The sequence below is a fragment of the Paenibacillus terrigena DSM 21567 genome, assembly GCF_000374845.1.
GTDB classification, from domain to species: Bacteria; Bacillota; Bacilli; order Paenibacillales; family Paenibacillaceae; genus Paenibacillus_K; species Paenibacillus_K terrigena.
This window is the reverse complement of sequence record NZ_KB895435.1, coordinates 1-16,139: the sequence shown is the minus strand read 5'-3', so window position 1 is coordinate 16,139 and position 16,139 is coordinate 1. Positions and strand designations below refer to the sequence as shown.

At 42.8% G+C, this 16,139-nt stretch carries 17 protein-coding genes and 1 pseudogene; 8 read left to right on the top strand and 10 right to left on the bottom strand.

Annotated features, from left to right (window positions below; all coding sequences use genetic code 11):
* Positions 1-68: 68 nt before the first annotated feature.
* The 4 genes from C558_RS0129040 to C558_RS0129025 all read left to right on the top strand — a co-directional run bounded on the left by C558_RS0129040 (position 69) and on the right by C558_RS0129025 (position 3,634).
* On the top strand, positions 69-1,454 hold the full coding sequence (locus C558_RS0129040; RefSeq protein ID WP_018759807.1) for a hypothetical protein: 1,386 nt from the start codon (positions 69-71) through the stop codon (positions 1,452-1,454).
* Positions 1,455-1,614: 160 nt separating this feature from the next.
* Positions 1,615-1,974: a hypothetical protein gene (locus tag C558_RS0129035; RefSeq protein WP_156826306.1), complete on the top strand. Its 360-nt coding sequence runs from the start codon at positions 1,615-1,617 to the stop codon at positions 1,972-1,974.
* Between the two features lie 226 nt (positions 1,975-2,200).
* Complete coding sequence (locus tag C558_RS0129030) at positions 2,201-2,833, top strand: hypothetical protein (protein ID WP_018759805.1); 633 nt, start codon at positions 2,201-2,203, stop codon at positions 2,831-2,833.
* Between the two features lie 141 nt (positions 2,834-2,974).
* Complete coding sequence (locus tag C558_RS0129025; protein WP_018759804.1) at positions 2,975-3,634, top strand: hypothetical protein; 660 nt, start codon at positions 2,975-2,977, stop codon at positions 3,632-3,634.
* Between the two features lie 120 nt (positions 3,635-3,754).
* On the opposite strand, the gene C558_RS0129020 is transcribed toward C558_RS0129025, so the two are convergent.
* Genes C558_RS0129020 through C558_RS0129010 form a run of 3 tightly spaced genes read right to left on the bottom strand, consistent with a single transcriptional unit; the run spans position 3,755 to position 6,650 of the window.
* Entirely contained in the window at positions 3,755-4,159 is a 405-nt protein-coding gene (locus tag C558_RS0129020; RefSeq protein WP_018759803.1) for a M67 family metallopeptidase, read from the bottom strand.
* A gap of 17 nt (positions 4,160-4,176) precedes the next feature.
* The gene (locus C558_RS0129015) at positions 4,177-5,337 is read right to left on the bottom strand and encodes a hypothetical protein (RefSeq protein ID WP_018759802.1); all 1,161 of its coding nucleotides are present in this window, start codon (positions 5,335-5,337) and stop codon (positions 4,177-4,179) included.
* 32 nt (positions 5,338-5,369) lie between these two features.
* Positions 5,370-6,650, bottom strand: a complete 1,281-nt coding sequence (locus C558_RS0129010) for a hypothetical protein (protein WP_018759801.1) — start codon at positions 6,648-6,650, stop codon at positions 5,370-5,372.
* A gap of 108 nt (positions 6,651-6,758) precedes the next feature.
* On the opposite strand from C558_RS0129010, the gene C558_RS0129005 reads away from it, so the two are divergent.
* A complete protein-coding gene (locus tag C558_RS0129005) occupies positions 6,759-7,415 on the top strand; it encodes a BMQ_0737 family morphogenetic spore coat protein (RefSeq protein ID WP_018759800.1) in 657 nt (218 codons plus the stop codon).
* An 88-nt stretch (positions 7,416-7,503) separates the two neighbouring features.
* Entirely contained in the window at positions 7,504-8,496 is a 993-nt protein-coding gene (locus tag C558_RS0129000; RefSeq protein ID WP_018759799.1) for a CgeB family protein, read from the top strand.
* Here the strand turns inward: C558_RS0129000 and C558_RS0128995 are convergent.
* Positions 8,479-8,826, bottom strand: coding sequence for a DUF1360 domain-containing protein (locus C558_RS0128995; protein WP_018759798.1), 348 nt, complete (start codon positions 8,824-8,826; stop codon positions 8,479-8,481). The two genes, C558_RS0129000 and C558_RS0128995, sit on opposite strands and share 18 nt — an antisense overlap.
* Before the next feature lie 116 nt (positions 8,827-8,942).
* Between C558_RS0128995 and ytxJ the strand changes: the two genes are divergently transcribed.
* The gene (gene ytxJ, locus C558_RS0128990; RefSeq protein ID WP_018759797.1) at positions 8,943-9,305 is read left to right on the top strand and encodes a bacillithiol system redox-active protein YtxJ; all 363 of its coding nucleotides are present in this window, start codon (positions 8,943-8,945) and stop codon (positions 9,303-9,305) included.
* Between the two features lie 256 nt (positions 9,306-9,561).
* Here ytxJ and C558_RS0128985 read toward each other — a convergent pair whose 3' ends face one another.
* Positions 9,562-10,899, bottom strand: a complete 1,338-nt coding sequence (locus tag C558_RS0128985) for a CgeB family protein (protein ID WP_018759796.1) — start codon at positions 10,897-10,899, stop codon at positions 9,562-9,564.
* 12 nt (positions 10,900-10,911) lie between these two features.
* Entirely contained in the window at positions 10,912-11,247 is a 336-nt protein-coding gene (locus C558_RS0128980; protein ID WP_083927307.1) for a glycosyltransferase family protein, read from the bottom strand.
* Between the two features lie 929 nt (positions 11,248-12,176).
* Between C558_RS0128980 and C558_RS34110 the strand changes: the two are divergent.
* Positions 12,177-12,443, top strand: a pseudogene (locus tag C558_RS34110) (transposase); the annotation flags it as partial.
* Positions 12,444-13,475: 1,032 nt separating this feature from the next.
* Here the strand turns inward: C558_RS34110 and C558_RS0128965 are convergent.
* The 4 genes from C558_RS0128965 to C558_RS0128950 all read right to left on the bottom strand — a co-directional run bounded on the left by C558_RS0128965 (position 13,476) and on the right by C558_RS0128950 (position 16,094).
* Complete coding sequence (locus C558_RS0128965; RefSeq protein ID WP_018759792.1) at positions 13,476-13,877, bottom strand: DUF3888 domain-containing protein; 402 nt, start codon at positions 13,875-13,877, stop codon at positions 13,476-13,478.
* Positions 13,878-14,118: 241 nt separating this feature from the next.
* Positions 14,119-14,505: a hypothetical protein gene (locus C558_RS0128960; protein WP_018759791.1), complete on the bottom strand. Its 387-nt coding sequence runs from the start codon at positions 14,503-14,505 to the stop codon at positions 14,119-14,121.
* 132 nt (positions 14,506-14,637) lie between these two features.
* Positions 14,638-15,480, bottom strand: coding sequence for a tyrosine-type recombinase/integrase (locus tag C558_RS0128955; protein WP_018759790.1), 843 nt, complete (start codon positions 15,478-15,480; stop codon positions 14,638-14,640).
* Between the two features lie 203 nt (positions 15,481-15,683).
* The gene (locus tag C558_RS0128950; protein ID WP_018759789.1) at positions 15,684-16,094 is read right to left on the bottom strand and encodes a YjdF family protein; all 411 of its coding nucleotides are present in this window, start codon (positions 16,092-16,094) and stop codon (positions 15,684-15,686) included.
* Positions 16,095-16,139 lie beyond the last annotated feature (45 nt).

Below are 16,139 nucleotides of genomic sequence, written 5' to 3'. Positions count from 1 at the left end.
CCCCCTTCTGGCTGGTGAATAAGATGATAGTGAGCAGATTTGAGCGCGCCTTGATTGGAGGAATACACATGAAAATCCACCATATCGCAGCGAATCGTTATCATTTGTCTGTTATCAAACCTACAGAACGTGGCTTTATCATTGCCCCTCAGGAACATTGCTTGCTTGAGCATCCGCACGAGCTGTTTCTGGAAGGGCATTCAGATAAGCTCGGCATTTGCCAAGATGAGCAACAGTTTATTCACATGGTCTATATCAATCACTTCAATGAGTTGATTTACGCGGTTCTGCATCCGCACCAATATACGCTTCAATTGCGCTCGATTGAACGGAATACAGATGACGTCACCGATATTAAATTAGGGTACCGCTCGAATCGGCTGCATTTGTATCTCATTTACCGTAATCGAATCGAACATCGTCAGCTCTCAGGAATCCACTGGTCTGAACCAACCCTATTGATCGAATCGGACGCTATTGAACAGGTGCAATTTCAAATGAACAGTAAAACCACAACGCTGGGATACACACTCCGTCATCAGAACAGCAGACAGTTTTGTCTGCTGCAATACGAACATAACAAAGAGGAATGGTTAGAGCCGAAGGTGATCTTCGAAGCAAACGACAATTGCAGCCTGTTCCCACTCCTAGCGACAGATTCCGATGCAACATTGCATGTCGTGCTGCTGCAATTCTACCTCGGACAGCTGCATCTCACTTATCACCAGCTTGATCATTCCCAGCGCATGCTTGCAAGCACCGAAAGTGCTGTCATTATACCGTATTTAAAGGTCGAAAATGCAACGTTCTCCATGGAAGGACAGCAACTTCGATGCATATGGTTATCCGATCATCTCTTGTATCAGCTTCATTATCATCGATCCACAAGCTCTTGGGGGCCCTTAAGAGCGATAAACGCAGAATCCCTCGTACAATGGATTGCCGTCACGGAAAATCTATCATTCGGCACGATAACCCCTTATTGGTTCGCAGACAGCCGCAGTCTTCATGGCTTAAATGAACGAACGGGATACGGTATCGATCAATATAAGTCTGATCGCGATTTCCGCCAGTCTCTGCTGTTTACAGAGCGCTCAATGTCATCTGCTGTGTCCATGATCAAGCAGAAAGAAGAACTTCTATCCGAACAACAGCAACTTGAACAATCGATAAAAAAATGGAAGGAACATGTGTCAGCCCTTAAGGCTCGTCTATTGATCCTTAACGAAGAGTTAACCATTCGTAAAGAGGCCATTCATCACTCATCCATTGCGGATCAAAACGCACTCGTCCTTGCGTCGAACAACGCCATTTCACCGACGGTACTAGCAAGTAATGCAATCTTGACAGAGCCGCAATCGAATGTGATACCCCTTGATTATCGTGATGACGCAAGAAAGAAGAGCGTGAAGGATAAAGTCGTTCATTTCTTATTTAAAATAACCCGGAATTAATGAAAGGAAATCTACGATGAATGGAAATAACATAATTGCAGGCGTTGAATCGTACTTTCAGCATTTTACCGATTTTGATTTCGAATTGCGGCGCATTTCCGTTTATACAAACTTACTTTTTCGAAATGTAGGCAGCGAAACGCTTGAAAATCCGGAAATCATGATTCAAATTTCCCCGAAAAATACGGGAAAACTCAGCGGAAAAGTACTATCCCCCAGTTTAACTCAGGTATTCGGGGTGTACACGAAGACCAAGAACGGCGCACAGCGGGGCTGGTCGTTTGTTCGAGAAGACTGGTTCTCCCATGGCAAAAAGACCGGTGAATATCGAATTCAATCGATCGAACCTATTCAGCTTACACCGGGCTCTTCTTACGAGCTGAGAGAACTTCAGATTGACTTTGAATTCCCTAAGCTTGCCGGAACCATCCAAATTGATGCTTACATCCTCTCCGGTGAAGATATGCATAGTGTATTGAATCCGATATGCATCCATCTCTACGGTACCCTGCAACAATGATCAAAAACCGCAGTCCGAACTCTCGGCTGCGGTTTTTGCGTTGCTCCTTAAGTCAATATCTTCAGATTGTGAGATAAAGAGATTTATTTGAAAGATCTGTAGGATATGCACAAGCTATCAATCCCAAAATCACATATACATAGAGTAGGTGAAACCAAAGGGGGGATTGCCATTCCGATATTTTTCGATGGAAAATATAAAAAATCCATAAGGAGTTGATTTGTACATGCCGGCTTTTCAGAGAATTCCTAGCAACACGACAAATGTAGTTACAGCCACTGATAGAGCAACAGCCGTCACTTCATTGCTTATGGGAGCTGCGCCCAATGCGGTCAACGTTGGTAATGCCCCGCTCATTTGGCCTCAAATCAGTAAATTTGATACGGACAATAACACTTCATTTAATGTAATAGCAGATCCACAGTTTTTATGGACCCAGCTTGTCCCTCTTCCTGGTGAGACGAAAGGTTTTGCAACGAGATCGAATGAAATCTCATCTTCAGACTTGGCTGCAGAATACGTCATCGCATTGGCTGTGTTTGCCGATAATGCCGTCAAGATGCGCATAGAAGCATTCAAAAGAGTCGCTTCAACCATCTCGCCATTAGCAGGAACTGGATTGGATTTCGATTTGACCGCCGGATCCTTGGATCCAAATACAGGGATTACGACAGATAACAAATTCCCGTACAATTGGCAAAATGTACGCTTTTATTCGATTCCAGTAACTTTTGGCGCGATACAAGTTGGCTCCTTTACGAGCTTCGTCTTCTCGTTCGAAGTCGCGAACTATGTTAACAACGGCGCTACGAACACAGCTGGTTTGGCTTTCGTTGTGGATATCTACCAATCTGTATAGTTGGTTCTAAAAATATACGATTGGATTAAGTAGATTAACTATACGCTTGTTAAAGTGCTTGAATATATTAATATCGTACGGGGATAAGAAAATATATTCACAAATCACTAGATTATAAATCACATAAGGAGATGATTATGCATGCCAAGTATTTCAGTATCACCCATTCAACGCATTGTAAGCTCCACAGGTAATGTCGTAACAGGCGCGAACAGAGCAGCAGCCGTTACCTCTTTGTTATCCGGAAGCCCTGCAAATGCGGTCAACGTCGGTAATGCCCCGCTCATCTGGCCGCAAATCAGTAAATTTGATAATGACAACAACACAGCGTTTAACTCACAACCAAATCCTCAATTCTTATGGACTCAGCCCGTCCCTCTTCCAGGCGAGACGAAAGGTTTTGCTGCAAGATCTTCTAACATTCCATTATCCGTAGGTGTATTTGGCGAATTCGTTATCGCGATGGCTGTGTTTGCCGATAACGCAGTAACTGCACATATTCAGGCCGTTGATGATCTCGGAATCACTATTCTACCGGTCCCTACAGGCCTGGATGTCGACTTGAACGCCGGGTCCTTAAATCCGAACTCCGGCATCTCACCAGATAACCATTTCCCTTATAACTGGCAGAATGTCCGTTTCTACACGATCCCTGTAAGCTTCGGATTGCTTAACGCAGCTCTCAACCTTAGCTTCGTCTTCTCGTTCGAAGTCGCCAACTATGTCAACAACGGCGCAACGAACACAGCTGGCCTCGCTTTCGTAGCGGATATCTATCAATCCGTCCTTACGCTACCTTAATCCCTTTTCGTTCGTAATTATTAAAGATTAAATTTCTTATCCCCTTACAATTGATCATCCAGTAAGCATGCCAAAACAGCGGTTTTGGGCCCTGACCTTCGGTTCAGAGCTTGAATACCGCTATGTTGGCAGTAGAATAATTCGCTCGGGATATGCCTTTCCTCCTGTAATCGTATAACTGCGTATACGTGGATGATTCCCGACAAGCGATACGATAATAGAGGAGATCGGATATACCATATGCTCAATATCAAACGGTGAAGGATAGGGGAGACCCGTAGGATGCGAGTGAAACATCGCGTAGCACTCCTCACCGAATGCTTCAATGTAAGTGAACGCTTCATCAAGCTCACCCGGGTTCATTGTAAATGAATCAGGGCTTTGATCATCATTCCGAATGGGCCAATATCGCCTGATCACCTGATCTGAACCGGACAGGAATCCGCATGCCTCGATCGGTTGTTGCAAGATGCAGTAATGAGCCATTTGTCGGTATACATCCGCGGTCATGACTAAACCGACCATATCCGAACCAGCTCCTGTCATTTTTGCCGATTAATCGTTAATATGTTAATGGACTTTGGTTCATTTTGTTGATTCTGCAGCTGATTCGCCAGCGCCAATCGATTCATCTGCCCCATGAATGAATTTGTCGTCATTCCGCTCTCTGGTTTCTTTTCTGTTTCTCTTCGTACCATTTGGGATTGCATCCAAGAAAAAGTGGAGTGGTTTAAGTTCGGAGAAGTTATGGATTCGTGTTCTTCGGATTGCTCGTTCAGGTTCAGGGGTTGTTGTACGGTTTCTTCCTCCTGTAACTTATGTTGTACTTCCTCCTGCCGTTCTTCTTGGTAGAAGGCAACTTGCTCGACTACGCTTTGATCCATCTCTTTTGGTTGTTCTTCTGGCTGAACTTCCTCTTTTTGCACCAGCACTTGTTCTTGTACTTCATAGATTTGTTTCTCTTGTACTTCCGAGACTTGAATAATCTCTTCGCTTGCTGAAGTCATAACTTGCTCCGGTTCTAACGGAACCGGCACCTTCTGGAAGTACAGGAAATATTGGATGACATCGATCAGAAAGGATTGTTGATAAAATGCAGTAAGTGTTCGTGTGATACAGAAAGTAAAATCTTCAATCTGACGCTCGCTCATTTTAGCAAAGTCATTGTAAACCAATTGAACGGTTGGCATTGACGGCTCGGATCCGGCTAACGGGATCAAGCTGTTCATCGAGTTCTTCCATTCAAAGGATGAGCCATTCACCTGTAAATCTGTCATTTTAGCAATGTTTTGGTTCAGAAGTAAGGCGAGTTGTTTGCTGGATTTCTTTTTATTCAGCGAATAATTGACGTTCATGCCGTTTGCTAACTGTCTGTTACTTAAGACGGACAACCATAAACTTGGTTTAGATTGATCCCATAATTTCTGCTGCCGTCTTTTCTCTTCTCCATCCGCTATGACTCGAACATCAAATCCTAGCTGCGTAAGACTTGCGCTGACTTTCTCAGTCATGGATTGGGGGATGAACCCGTTGTCAATTTCCCAATAGACACGGTTGCCTTGCACTGGACTAACAATGTACAGCCTTTGATGATCATGATCGACATGAAATTGCATGGCATACCGGGTCAATTCATCATAGACATCTCTGAGCAATGAGTCGGATACATGACCAAGCGAAACGGAATTGATTCGAATTTCCATACCTTTCACCTCCGCCCATAGGCATTTATGTACTATCTTATGAAGCGTAGGGAAAAAGGTTCTTCCGCTTTCATTTCGTTCACAGCCTTAAGCTGTTCAAGTACATTCTTTTCCTCTTCCTTCAATTGATCAACTTCTCCCATGAGATGCCTGACCTGATCTTCCATTGCTTCATTAAGAAGAGCGATTTCGCTCGCTTCCTGTCTCAACTGACTTGTATGTTGCAGGTAGTCACGATAGAGATATTCCATCTGCAATTTGATCCAGTGCAATCGTTCCACCATGGATCCCGAGAATCCCAGTCCGACGAGGGGGTTAAACAGGTCGATGAATTCAAGGGACCGAAAAAAAGGCATATGAAAGCCAAGCACCTTCTCCGGTGATACAACACAAGTCTGTTTCCTAATGGATTGAACCATCCGCAAGGAAGAATGCTTACCAAAATGAATATGACCGCTGGCAGACCATGTCCGCCCCTGGTTTAAGGAATACACGTATTCAATCTGTCCGTCGCCGTCCCAGAACATGACGAGGATTAAGTCATTCGCAAATAAGAAATGCGGTATGGCAGCATCTTGATCCCTGTTGATTAATAGCGGCATCGAGGAACGCGCTTCACGTTCCGCATTCACATAATAATAAGCAGCTGTTCCCCCGCTTAGGATCGTCCATACATAGTGAGGCATGCCGAGACTGTCCACATCCAGCCCCAAATGCCAGCGTTGGTTCTTCTGCTTCAATATAAATAAGTGGCGTTCGATCCTGATGTCCTGCTCTAGATCATACTCCAAGCAAGACAGAACGCATTCATCTAAGGGGTTGAGGTAGCGAAATAAACCATGCAACTTGCCCTGATTCGATATCGTGAACACCGCATCATCCAATCGGACCGAGGTACATTCATCTCCAAATAAAGGAATACACTTCTCGCTCCATAATCCATTATCCATAGACTTCAAGATGAGATTTGTTACTTCAAGTTCCGTGACAATACAACATACATAAAGAATCGATTTATAAAAGAACAAATAGGGAAAACGCGCTTCCTTGCTCGCTACGATTCGCAGTTCCTGCTGATCTCGGCTATTCTCTACAGCTTTGATGTAATACATCCCGCGGGCGGTATCAGCCATGATATGAAGAATACCGTCATTCTGGAGCATGCTGAAGGATGTAATCGGCGCGTTCGCCTTGATACGTTCATAAGCAGGCAACCCGTCCAGACGATATTTTGAATACGCGATGGACCCGTCTTTATTCAGACCATACCACTGAATATCCGCTGGATTACGAATGACGACTTGCTGTTCCACACGCATCCCCCCTGAGCAAAATAAATCAAACTTACCCGTCACCTTTTTAACATGATACCCATAGACTGTAATTGAGTTTAACAACTACAAAGGAGGCTCGAAATATAAATGGAACGTAAATTAGTTCAAGGGCAAAATACACCTCCAGAATATTTACCAGTACCTACTCTGGAGTGTATACAAGTTCCAAAGATATTCGACTGGATTGTCAAAGTGGTCCAAATCGTTGACGAATCAATCATTGACCCAGTTGCATGCTTACCGTTGCCTTCGTCGTTTTCCGTTGAAGTCGAGTTGGTTAGTGTTGAAGCAGTAGAGAAACCGGGTTCCGTGAGAGAAAATGTAGTCGTGGAAATCGGTGGAAGACCTGTAACGTTGCAGCGGGTGGTTATTAGAAAAACAGGAACCTATCGCGTTACAATCATTGATAACACCACAGGCTTGCCTCACTGCTCTTACACGAAAAGTTTTGTCCGCTTTGAAAAAGTACTGCTGTGTGCGCCTCCAGGAACAGATGTTGAAGTGACCGTCATCTTATCTGGAACGACAATCGAAGTTCTGGATGTTGTCGATAACACTTCCGTGAATGTCGATATCAACATCTGCCAAAGCATTCAAGTCACAGCGATTGTCAAACTGATGGTCGAAGCAGAATTGTGTCAACCCCGCCATGACATTCCGATTCCGGAACGGCCATGTGTTGTTACATTCCCGAATCAGTGTCCTACGCTCTTTCCTGGTGACCCATATCCTTTCGCACGTTAATCAAAAACCTGCTGTCGTTGGGGTGGTCCACACCATCCCTTTTTTTTTTACAAATTTGCGTCACAGCGACAGCATACAGGAGAGAAATATGAAAATTTACTACATTGTTTCAGGATATCGCAGGCCCATCGATATGCTTGATAATGCGCTCATGAAGGCCCTGGTCAGCAGATATCCCGAGACCCGATTTTTTCTATTGAACCGATCTCCGATTCAACATTTATTGCCGGAGATCGAGCAATATGCGCCTGATCTGGTGTTGACCCTTTGCGGTCCGAAGTCACATTTACCAGTCGATATCGTTCGCCGCATTCGTAATATGGGCATCGAGACAGCCGTCTGGTTCACCGATGACCCCTATGCCATCGACAATGCCTTCGAAGTTGCGGCAGCCTATGATGTTGTGTTTACGATTGATTCCGGCTGCATTCCTTTCTATGAACGCATTGGTTGCAACCGCGTATTTCACTTGCCGCTTGGAACCGATCCAGATATATTCCGTCCTTTCACAACGCACCCTACTTATCATAGCGATGTGTGCTTTGTCGGGACCGGATATCAGAACCGAATCACTTTCATGGAGGAAATGCTAGGGTATTTAGACCGTGAACTGAAGGTTCAAATCGTCGGCCATTTTTGGGATACGCTCAAACTGTCCAATGGTTGTATACCGAACATTCGCAAAAAATGGGTCAACACCCCGGAAACCGTTCGATACTATAACGGAGCCAAAGTGGTACTTAATATTCACCGAAGCCATGATGATGCCTTTCTGGATAAGAATAAAACGGGAGTACCTGGCTACTCCATTAACAATCGGACATTCGATATCGCAGCCTGCAATGCCTATCAACTCATTGACTATCGGCCTGATTTAGAACAATGTTATACGCTTGGCGAGGAAATTACCTGTTTCTCGTCACCGAAAGAATGTGCCGAGCAAATTCATGCCTTGGTTAACGATGACGGCTCGAGAACATTGATAGCCAAAAAGGCTTACGACCGCACGCTGCAGAGCCATACCTTCGTAAGTCGCCTTGAGACGATGCTGGGAATCTTAAATTTAACCCCGAACAAATGATTCTAGAATCCCCGCTGCTCCAGCAATCGCTAAGATGAGAATAACGGGAAAAGCGATAGACGGAATCAGTAAATAAGCGAGCGTTATCGCAACCGATGACCATACGCCTACACACCAATAACAGGTAAGCAGATCCCGCATAAATGCGTGAAACCGCCCACCTTTCTCGTCAATTGTGGCAACGACAAATCCTGATGCGTCTTGTTCAAATTTTTCTTCCAGAAATGGACGACGAATGAATGATGTAATTTGATCAAATACAATTAAACGAGTTAATCGATAACTCGCCAGAATAAGCAGGATAAACGTTATCCAAGGTATTTGCCACAAGTCGCAAGTTCCCCCTTTACTTCTGTCGTACCGATATTACTTCATCATATGACACGGTAAGCTACACAAGAACCGGTCAGAATTTGAAGATATCCTTATATAAAGGAGCCAGCCTCATGTCAGGATTAATCATGCTACAAACCGAGGAACAACTTAAAGATTGGTTGCAAAAATCATTCGAAACCCCGGTATTCCTATATAAGCACAGTACGAACTGCGGTCCAAGCCGCAATGCACATGTCGCCATACATCGGTTTATGGATCACTTTCCAACTCAATCTTCTAAGTTTCTATTCGCTGTCGTAAGGGTTATCGAGGAACAGCACATTTCCAAGCAAGTTACACAATTGCTTGGGATTCCACATCAATCGCCTCAAGTGCTGTTGATTCATGACAATAAAGTCTTGTGGCATGCTTCGCATCAAAGGATTCACACGAACAGCCTGGTCGCTGCTGCAGATCAATTTTTCCCTAACTAATTAAACAACAAGCTTATGATGTTCATCGAATAAAGGATGGACATTTTTGTGCTAAATGAATGAGAAGCTCTTTAATTTTAGATTTGTCCATTAAATTCTGGGACGAGCTGAAGCTGCTGAATTCTACAAGCAGCTTCAATTCTTCAGACGCGGTTGTCAAATGCACTGCGGGTTCGTACAAATTCCGGGTTGTCCCATGCATTTGTGCAAAGAACCCCGGTATAACAGGCGTATACCGGGGTTGATCGATACCACATTAGGTGTTAAATATCGTCGATAGCATACTATCAAGCCGTTTGGCGTAGGTATGCTCACGTGAGGAACGTTCGAGCGCACGCAAGGCAATCTCTCTTCGTTCTTTCTCATGCGTGAGGTAGAAATCGACCTTATCCCTCAGTTCCTGCGGTGAGGAATACGTCTCGATCTCTACGCCTGGCGTAAAGAACCGGGCGAGATCATCCCGCACATCGGTTAATTGCAGCGTTCCAGATGCCGCAATTTCGAAGGTGCGAATGTTCGGGGAAATGGCTGTTAGTCGGGTTGCATTGCTGTTGACACTATCATCATCATACGCACGATGCATATTAATGACGATCTTCGAGCCGCTGTAGGCATCTGAGGTTTCTTGCGGTCCCATCCATTTATCCAGCTCGATTTTGTGCTGAATCGCTTGATATTCACGAAGGCGATCCCACCAGATCCCGGATATAATTATATTTTTGTCATGTAGGTAACTTGTTAGTTGATCGAAATATGCAACACGGTTCCAATAGCCTGAGCCAATAAAGCTTATATCACGGCGTACACCCGACACATGCGTGAGCGGCCGATATTGTTCAGGATGGAAGCCAAAAGGTAAATAATGGACTCGGCTGCATCCTTTGGATTGATAATGCGCGACGCAATTCAGCTCCAACGTGAATACATCATCATAGTGAGGTACGATCGTAGATGTGATGTCGGTGTAGTATGGATCATCCGTGAGCCAGATTGCCGTACGGACGCCTAAGGCGCGAACGGCTTGAATTTGTTCAACAGGAAGCACCATCCCATCAAGAACGAGTACGAGGTCGGGATGCAGTTCCGCTACTTGCGCAGAAATAGGCTGTCTCGGATCGGTCGGTGTAACACGGGCTACCATGCTCTGCAGCGTTGTAATGATCGCTTCATCCAGCGGAGAATAAGGGAACCCTTTGCCTGAGGAGACATACAGCACATGAAGCGGACGAAATACGGGCTGCTCCTGAGGACGATTCACAATCACATTTGCTCTGCCGCGCAAGTAGCCTTCATCAAAGCCCTTCTCATATCCATGCTCTCTCCCTTGTCTTCTCATTTCTTCAATCGCATGGGTATTCTTGATCACTCTGATCACAGGAGATACGACCAGCTTACGTCTGATCTTCGTTCTAACCTTCGATCTAACCTTCGATTTATAACTTGATATCACTCGAGCCACCAGCTTCGATTTCACTCTGGGCTTCGGACTCAACCTATAGTTATTACTCGTACTCGGACTTGAAATCGTGCGTGCTAAAAAGCGGTTCATGATGCTATTTGGTACAACGACACCAGTCTTAAAACGAAATGTCATGACGCCACTCCTTCACAAAAATTCAATTTTCTCCTGCAATTCGAAAGGGCTCTCAAAGGTCTCAATGTCATAGCCCGGTCTATACAAGCTGCTCAAATCTTCTCGTATATCGATGATTTGCAATGTAGCCCATCCTGCGATTTCGTAGGTTCGCGGGTTGGTCGATGTGCCGACAATGTTTCTTTCGTTCTTGTTATCGCTCCTAGCATCGGACTGGCGATGCAAATTAAGAACAATCCGAGCACTATTGTAATAATTGGCCGTCTCTTCAATCGGGATCCAACCACCAATGATCTTATCGCGAAGCAATTCATAGCTCCTCAATCGATCCCAGTGACCACCGGCAATTAACGTGCGCTTGGTCGCGAAGGGTCTCCGAAATCCCTAGATGGATAGCATCAAACCCTTGAGGTACGTAGATCACGCTCATTTTTCAAGTCGAATGATGATCACTCGGGAGTCTCTTGATAATGGATGCACTGTGTCCTAACCGATAGCCATGTGAATAACCCAACGCATATTGATCATCCCGTCTATAGCTGGATTAATAGGTCTGTATACTATATATGCACCGTAGTTATTTGCATCATGGACGTTAATCCAGATGAGGGAAAATTGGCGAATGACCAGTTGTTGAGAGGGGGCTGTAGGGCGGCTCCGGGAGCTTTTGGATGAGGGTGCATGAGGTTGGGGAGAGAATCTTGTAAACTTAAAAGTTTCCAAAGGAAACTCACATTGAAAGAATATGCTCCGCGAGTTTCCCTCCCTCCTTGGCTCAGGCGGTGAGTAAATGGAAAAAGAAAGCTCTTTTGGGACTATATCAGAGTCTGAGTTCTAGATGCATTACAAAGTATGAAGTTAGAAATAATTGATTTATTTAAAAATAAATAGTTTTATTGCGGTTTTAATTCAGCAAATGATATTCTATTTTTTTTCATTTTTGGTTGTGAAATCTCGGTGGAATTTGCCTTTATTAGTGAAGGATGATTAATGCCATGTTTATACAGAGTAGAGATGACTCTTTATAAACATACATCTCTGTCACTCAACTTTCTAACTTTTCTGAGAGGATGATTTACATGTCAAATATCGTAGGTAACTAAATAACAATCTTAATTAAAAAAACAAGCAGTCCTTCTTTAAGGCTGCTTGTTTTATTTTGGCTATTTTCTTAAAGATTGTTGTTATTTAACAGAAATTGTTATAGTAATAGTAACAAACATATGGAAAGGGCTACCACAGTGGAATGGACTCAACTTTACGAAAACTTTTCTGATATGCCTCAATCAGAGCAAATGATGCTTTTCCAAGCTATTAAAGATACTTTGTTTCCCGAACCAAAAGATGATATTTCGAAAATGGTTGAGAATATTCGTGAAGTCCGTTTCAGCAATGGATTAGCGTGTATCCACTGTGGAAGTCTCAGTTTAAAAAGAAATGGGAAATATCGCTCTCGTCAACGTTATCTTTGTAAAGACTGCGGAAAAACGTTTAACGATATAACCGCAAGCCCAATTTCGGGTACAGGTCTGATGGTTCTGTGGCATCATTTGATTTCCAACTCTCTAGATTGTCCATATTACAGTAGGACGAACTAACATTAATAGACCAAAAAGTATTAGTAAAATTGCGAGAATAATCATATGTTTCTCCTTCGAAGATGGAGCGTTTCAAAAATCCACTTGTATTAACTTTTGAAACAATTAAAAGTGCATAATAAAAGACCTCAAATAAGAGATCAATTTGGGCTGTTTTAAACTAAGACGTAACTATTTATTTTCTAACTCTAACTATCTTTTTTTCTTTCTTACTTTTATGGCAACCATTATACACACAAATGCTCCCATAAAAGTTGAAAAAATTGCAATAAAAGCACCATTATCCATTTGTACCCCTCCATATCAAATTATAGATTATCTTTTAGAAAATAGCCTTTATTTTAATAAAATTATTGCGGATATGGAAATTAACACGGATAAAATTATATAGTAAGTTTTAATACTTTTAATATTATTTGCCCAACATCCTATAGAGAATACAATAGCAGTTCCAGCAAAAAATGCATAGAACGGGATCATAATCGTTGTTTTAAAAAAGCTACTCGTATACATCATAAAACCCATCAAGAAAAAAGCAATAAACGTAGGAATAATACCAACAATAATAAAAATTAGAGTTCGAAGCCAGAAATAGGAACGGTTAAAGTGTAAGAGAAGATAATGAATAAATATATATAACGGAATGACGATAAATAAGAACGAAGCTGCTGTCAAATAAATAAGATTTTCCGCATATTCAAAGCTCTGGCCATAGATAAAATCAAGTAGAAGCTGCATTCCCATATAGGAAATAACTCCAGTAAAATAACTTGCAACCGACACTGTTATAAAATATAGAAATTGTTTCATAAACGTTTCCCTTCTTATTTAGACAGCTAAACCACCGATCGAGTAGTAATCCGAAGAAAAACAATGAAACACGAAAAAACACCTGGTCGCTATGAATGCGAACACAGAAGGAATCCGGTTTTCGTAATCGGTTAGCTAGAACTCGTTGAACTAACGTGTCCCGTTAGCTTAACGAAGAATGTGTTGCCAGTTTGGAAGCAACTCATAGTCCTTAATGTGTTTGTATTCTAGAACCATTACAGCTCCCGTATTATTTACACGAAACTTCATCGAGTCCATCCCTACATCTAAATGAGGTCCCACATACGGAATCACTGTAACATTAACATCAATATGCGAAGGATGATATTCAACGTTTAATTCAGTCCCTCCTAGAAAAGGCGAAAACGTTGGTGAGACAGTTAGTTTATCTTCATAATATCGATTAATCTGTTCCTGTATATTTGGAGCTAACAAAGTAAGTACAATCCGTTCCAATGGTTCTTCGTGTGGTTTAGCGTAAACTGGCTGTATAAGCATGGAGAAAATGATGACTACTAGTAGTAACCCGATATAGTTTTTAACATTCACTACAAATCACCCCATTGAGGTAATTTCCGTTAAGTGACTTGGGTTTATGCATGCAACTAATTAAAATGAAGATCCATTAACGTAAACTGCCCGTTACTTCAATAAACCAAAACTACGCTATCGTGTCCCTTTAGGTTAGTGGTTTTACAACTCCGGAATCATATTTTAAAAGGGCTTCAGTTAGTTTTTGTTCAGTAAGGTGAACTAAGATTACTCCCAAACGCTTCGTTTACATTATGAGTTATTTAGTGGAAAGATCGTCAATCGCTTGAACAGCAAGTTCCAACGCTTTAATTCTTCTTTCTAAAAGCGTTCTTTGGGGACTACCTGCCTTTGACTTAGTATAACTGTTTTCAATTGATGGAAATAAACCAGTAATCACATTGCGAGCTTCTGCTAAATCTTCCTGGGTGTAATGATGGGGTCTTTGATTCCAAACGTGTTCTAGCATGGCTAAGCCGATGTAAACAGCTTTGAGTCGTTTCTTTACTAGGGTAGTATTTGCACCATTTTGAGTCATCTGGGACAAGGCATTCTCTAGTTTACTGATTGTCGATTGTAATGATTTTGTTGATTCCAATTTATCTAACTCTGTAATTTGATTAATTACAATATCGTCTTTGTTCACCGCTACGAATCCTCCTCTAACCCCACTTTTTTAGATCGCAAAAATTATACCATATATTGGATCTGTCCTGCCCTTTAGTTGAGTAACAGTTTTCTTAGGTGCATTTCATCTATACTCAATATTACAGAAATGCTAAAAAAACCGACGGTAGAGTTCTCGTCGGCGTTCCCCGCGCAGCTGGGCATAAATTTGAGTGGTTGATGTTTTTTCATGCCCCAACATGCCTTGAATGAAATCTAATGGTGCTCCGTTATCAAGGAGCTGACACGCATAGGTATGACGAAAGCGATGCGGATATACATTTGCTTCGAGTTCTCCCCGATCAGCAAGCCGCTTTAATGCCCACCTGATTGTCGGAATAGCCATTCGTCTTGTTGGATGTGTATCGGTTACAAATAAGGCCTTGCAGGAATCCTCTCGGCTCGCGAGATACTTCTTCAACCACACTTTACACTCGGTTGTAAAGTAAACCTCTCTCTGTTTTGAACCTTTGCCGTTTACAATAGCGGAGCAGTTCTCCCAGTTCAGGTCATCAATCTTTAACTTCTCCATCTCTCCAACCCGGCAGCCGGAACTGTAGAGAAACTCCAGAAGTGCCCTTTCCCTCAGGGACTGGCAAGAGATTTTCAAGTGAATGACATCTTCTTCGATCAAAAATTTAGGAATACGCTTGTCCATTTTGGGTTCGCGTAGCTTTAAAGCAGGATTTGATGTTAAGTATGTTTCTTCAAAGGCAAAGCGGAATAGGGAACGAACAAAACGGATGCGATGTCCTAAACTGCTAGGTTTCAACCGATCAGACTGCTTGGCTAAGTATTCCTTCAACAAGTTAAGTGTAACCTCAGAAATATCCAGGTCTCCTAGTTCTCTTAGTAACATTTTGAGCTGCAGGGTGTAGGCTTTCAATGTACTCGGACTAAAGCCTTGGATACGTTTATCAGCTTCGTACAGTCGCCATAACTCACTTAAAATCATAAAAAACCTCCCATAAGAGCTATTAAATCTAGTTTTGCATCTCATGGAAGGTTTTAATCTATTTAACTAGCGTGTCCCGTTAGCTTAATGAATTGTGATACGGTTCTCTGTGTAGTCAGTAAAGTCAGAATTAAGGGCACCCGATCGGGTGCCCTTTGTGTAACGTCATATCCTACCTGGAAACTTTTTGTACACGTTTTCTACTAGTGGCCGCGATGCTTTTCTTTCGCCTTTTGTAGCTTCATTTCCCATTTAAGTGCTTTATCTGCTTCCCGTTGCTGCTTGGAGATGTCCCGTCTTTCCTTCTTCCGTTTCTCATACTCCAACTGTAGAGCCTCTTGTGCGTAGGTTGAGACACCTTTCCTTTTTACTTCACTTGCAGCCTTCCTTGCTATCCGTTTCGGGCTAACCTTCTTCGCTGCAGAAAATTTGACAGCCACCTCTTGTGAAAGTCCGCTTACAAGTCCCCACATCTCTTTATTGATGAAATTTAGGATCTCCTCGTCCTTCGGCTCTGTACCAAAGATATACCTAGCTGCTTTCAACTTTCCTTGCTCCTGTTGTTCCATAACTCCAACCCAATACTGACCATCGTAAAAAACAGTAAGCTTCATATAAATCCCCCTATATCATGAATCGAAACGATGGACATCCCAAGG

Bases quoted from the DNA above. Each gene is read 5' to 3' on its own strand.
- C558_RS0129040 (WP_018759807.1), top strand. From the start codon at position 69: ATGAAAATCCACCATATCGCAGCGAATCGTTATCATTTGTCTGTTATC.
- C558_RS0129035 (WP_156826306.1), top strand. From the start codon at position 1,615: ATGATTCAAATTTCCCCGAAAAATACGGGAAAACTCAGCGGAAAAGTA.
- C558_RS0129030 (WP_018759805.1), top strand. From the start codon at position 2,201: ATGCCGGCTTTTCAGAGAATTCCTAGCAACACGACAAATGTAGTTACA.
- C558_RS0129025 (WP_018759804.1), top strand. From the start codon at position 2,975: ATGCCAAGTATTTCAGTATCACCCATTCAACGCATTGTAAGCTCCACA.
- C558_RS0129020 (WP_018759803.1), bottom strand. From the start codon at position 4,159: ATGGTCGGTTTAGTCATGACCGCGGATGTATACCGACAAATGGCTCAT.
- C558_RS0129015 (WP_018759802.1), bottom strand. From the start codon at position 5,337: ATGGAAATTCGAATCAATTCCGTTTCGCTTGGTCATGTATCCGACTCA.
- C558_RS0129005 (WP_018759800.1), top strand. From the start codon at position 6,759: ATGGAACGTAAATTAGTTCAAGGGCAAAATACACCTCCAGAATATTTA.
- C558_RS0129000 (WP_018759799.1), top strand. From the start codon at position 7,504: ATGAAAATTTACTACATTGTTTCAGGATATCGCAGGCCCATCGATATG.
- ytxJ (WP_018759797.1), top strand. From the start codon at position 8,943: ATGTCAGGATTAATCATGCTACAAACCGAGGAACAACTTAAAGATTGG.
- C558_RS0128985 (WP_018759796.1), bottom strand. From the start codon at position 10,899: ATGACATTTCGTTTTAAGACTGGTGTCGTTGTACCAAATAGCATCATG.
- C558_RS0128955 (WP_018759790.1), bottom strand. From the start codon at position 15,480: ATGATTTTAAGTGAGTTATGGCGACTGTACGAAGCTGATAAACGTATC.
- C558_RS0128950 (WP_018759789.1), bottom strand. From the start codon at position 16,094: ATGAAGCTTACTGTTTTTTACGATGGTCAGTATTGGGTTGGAGTTATG.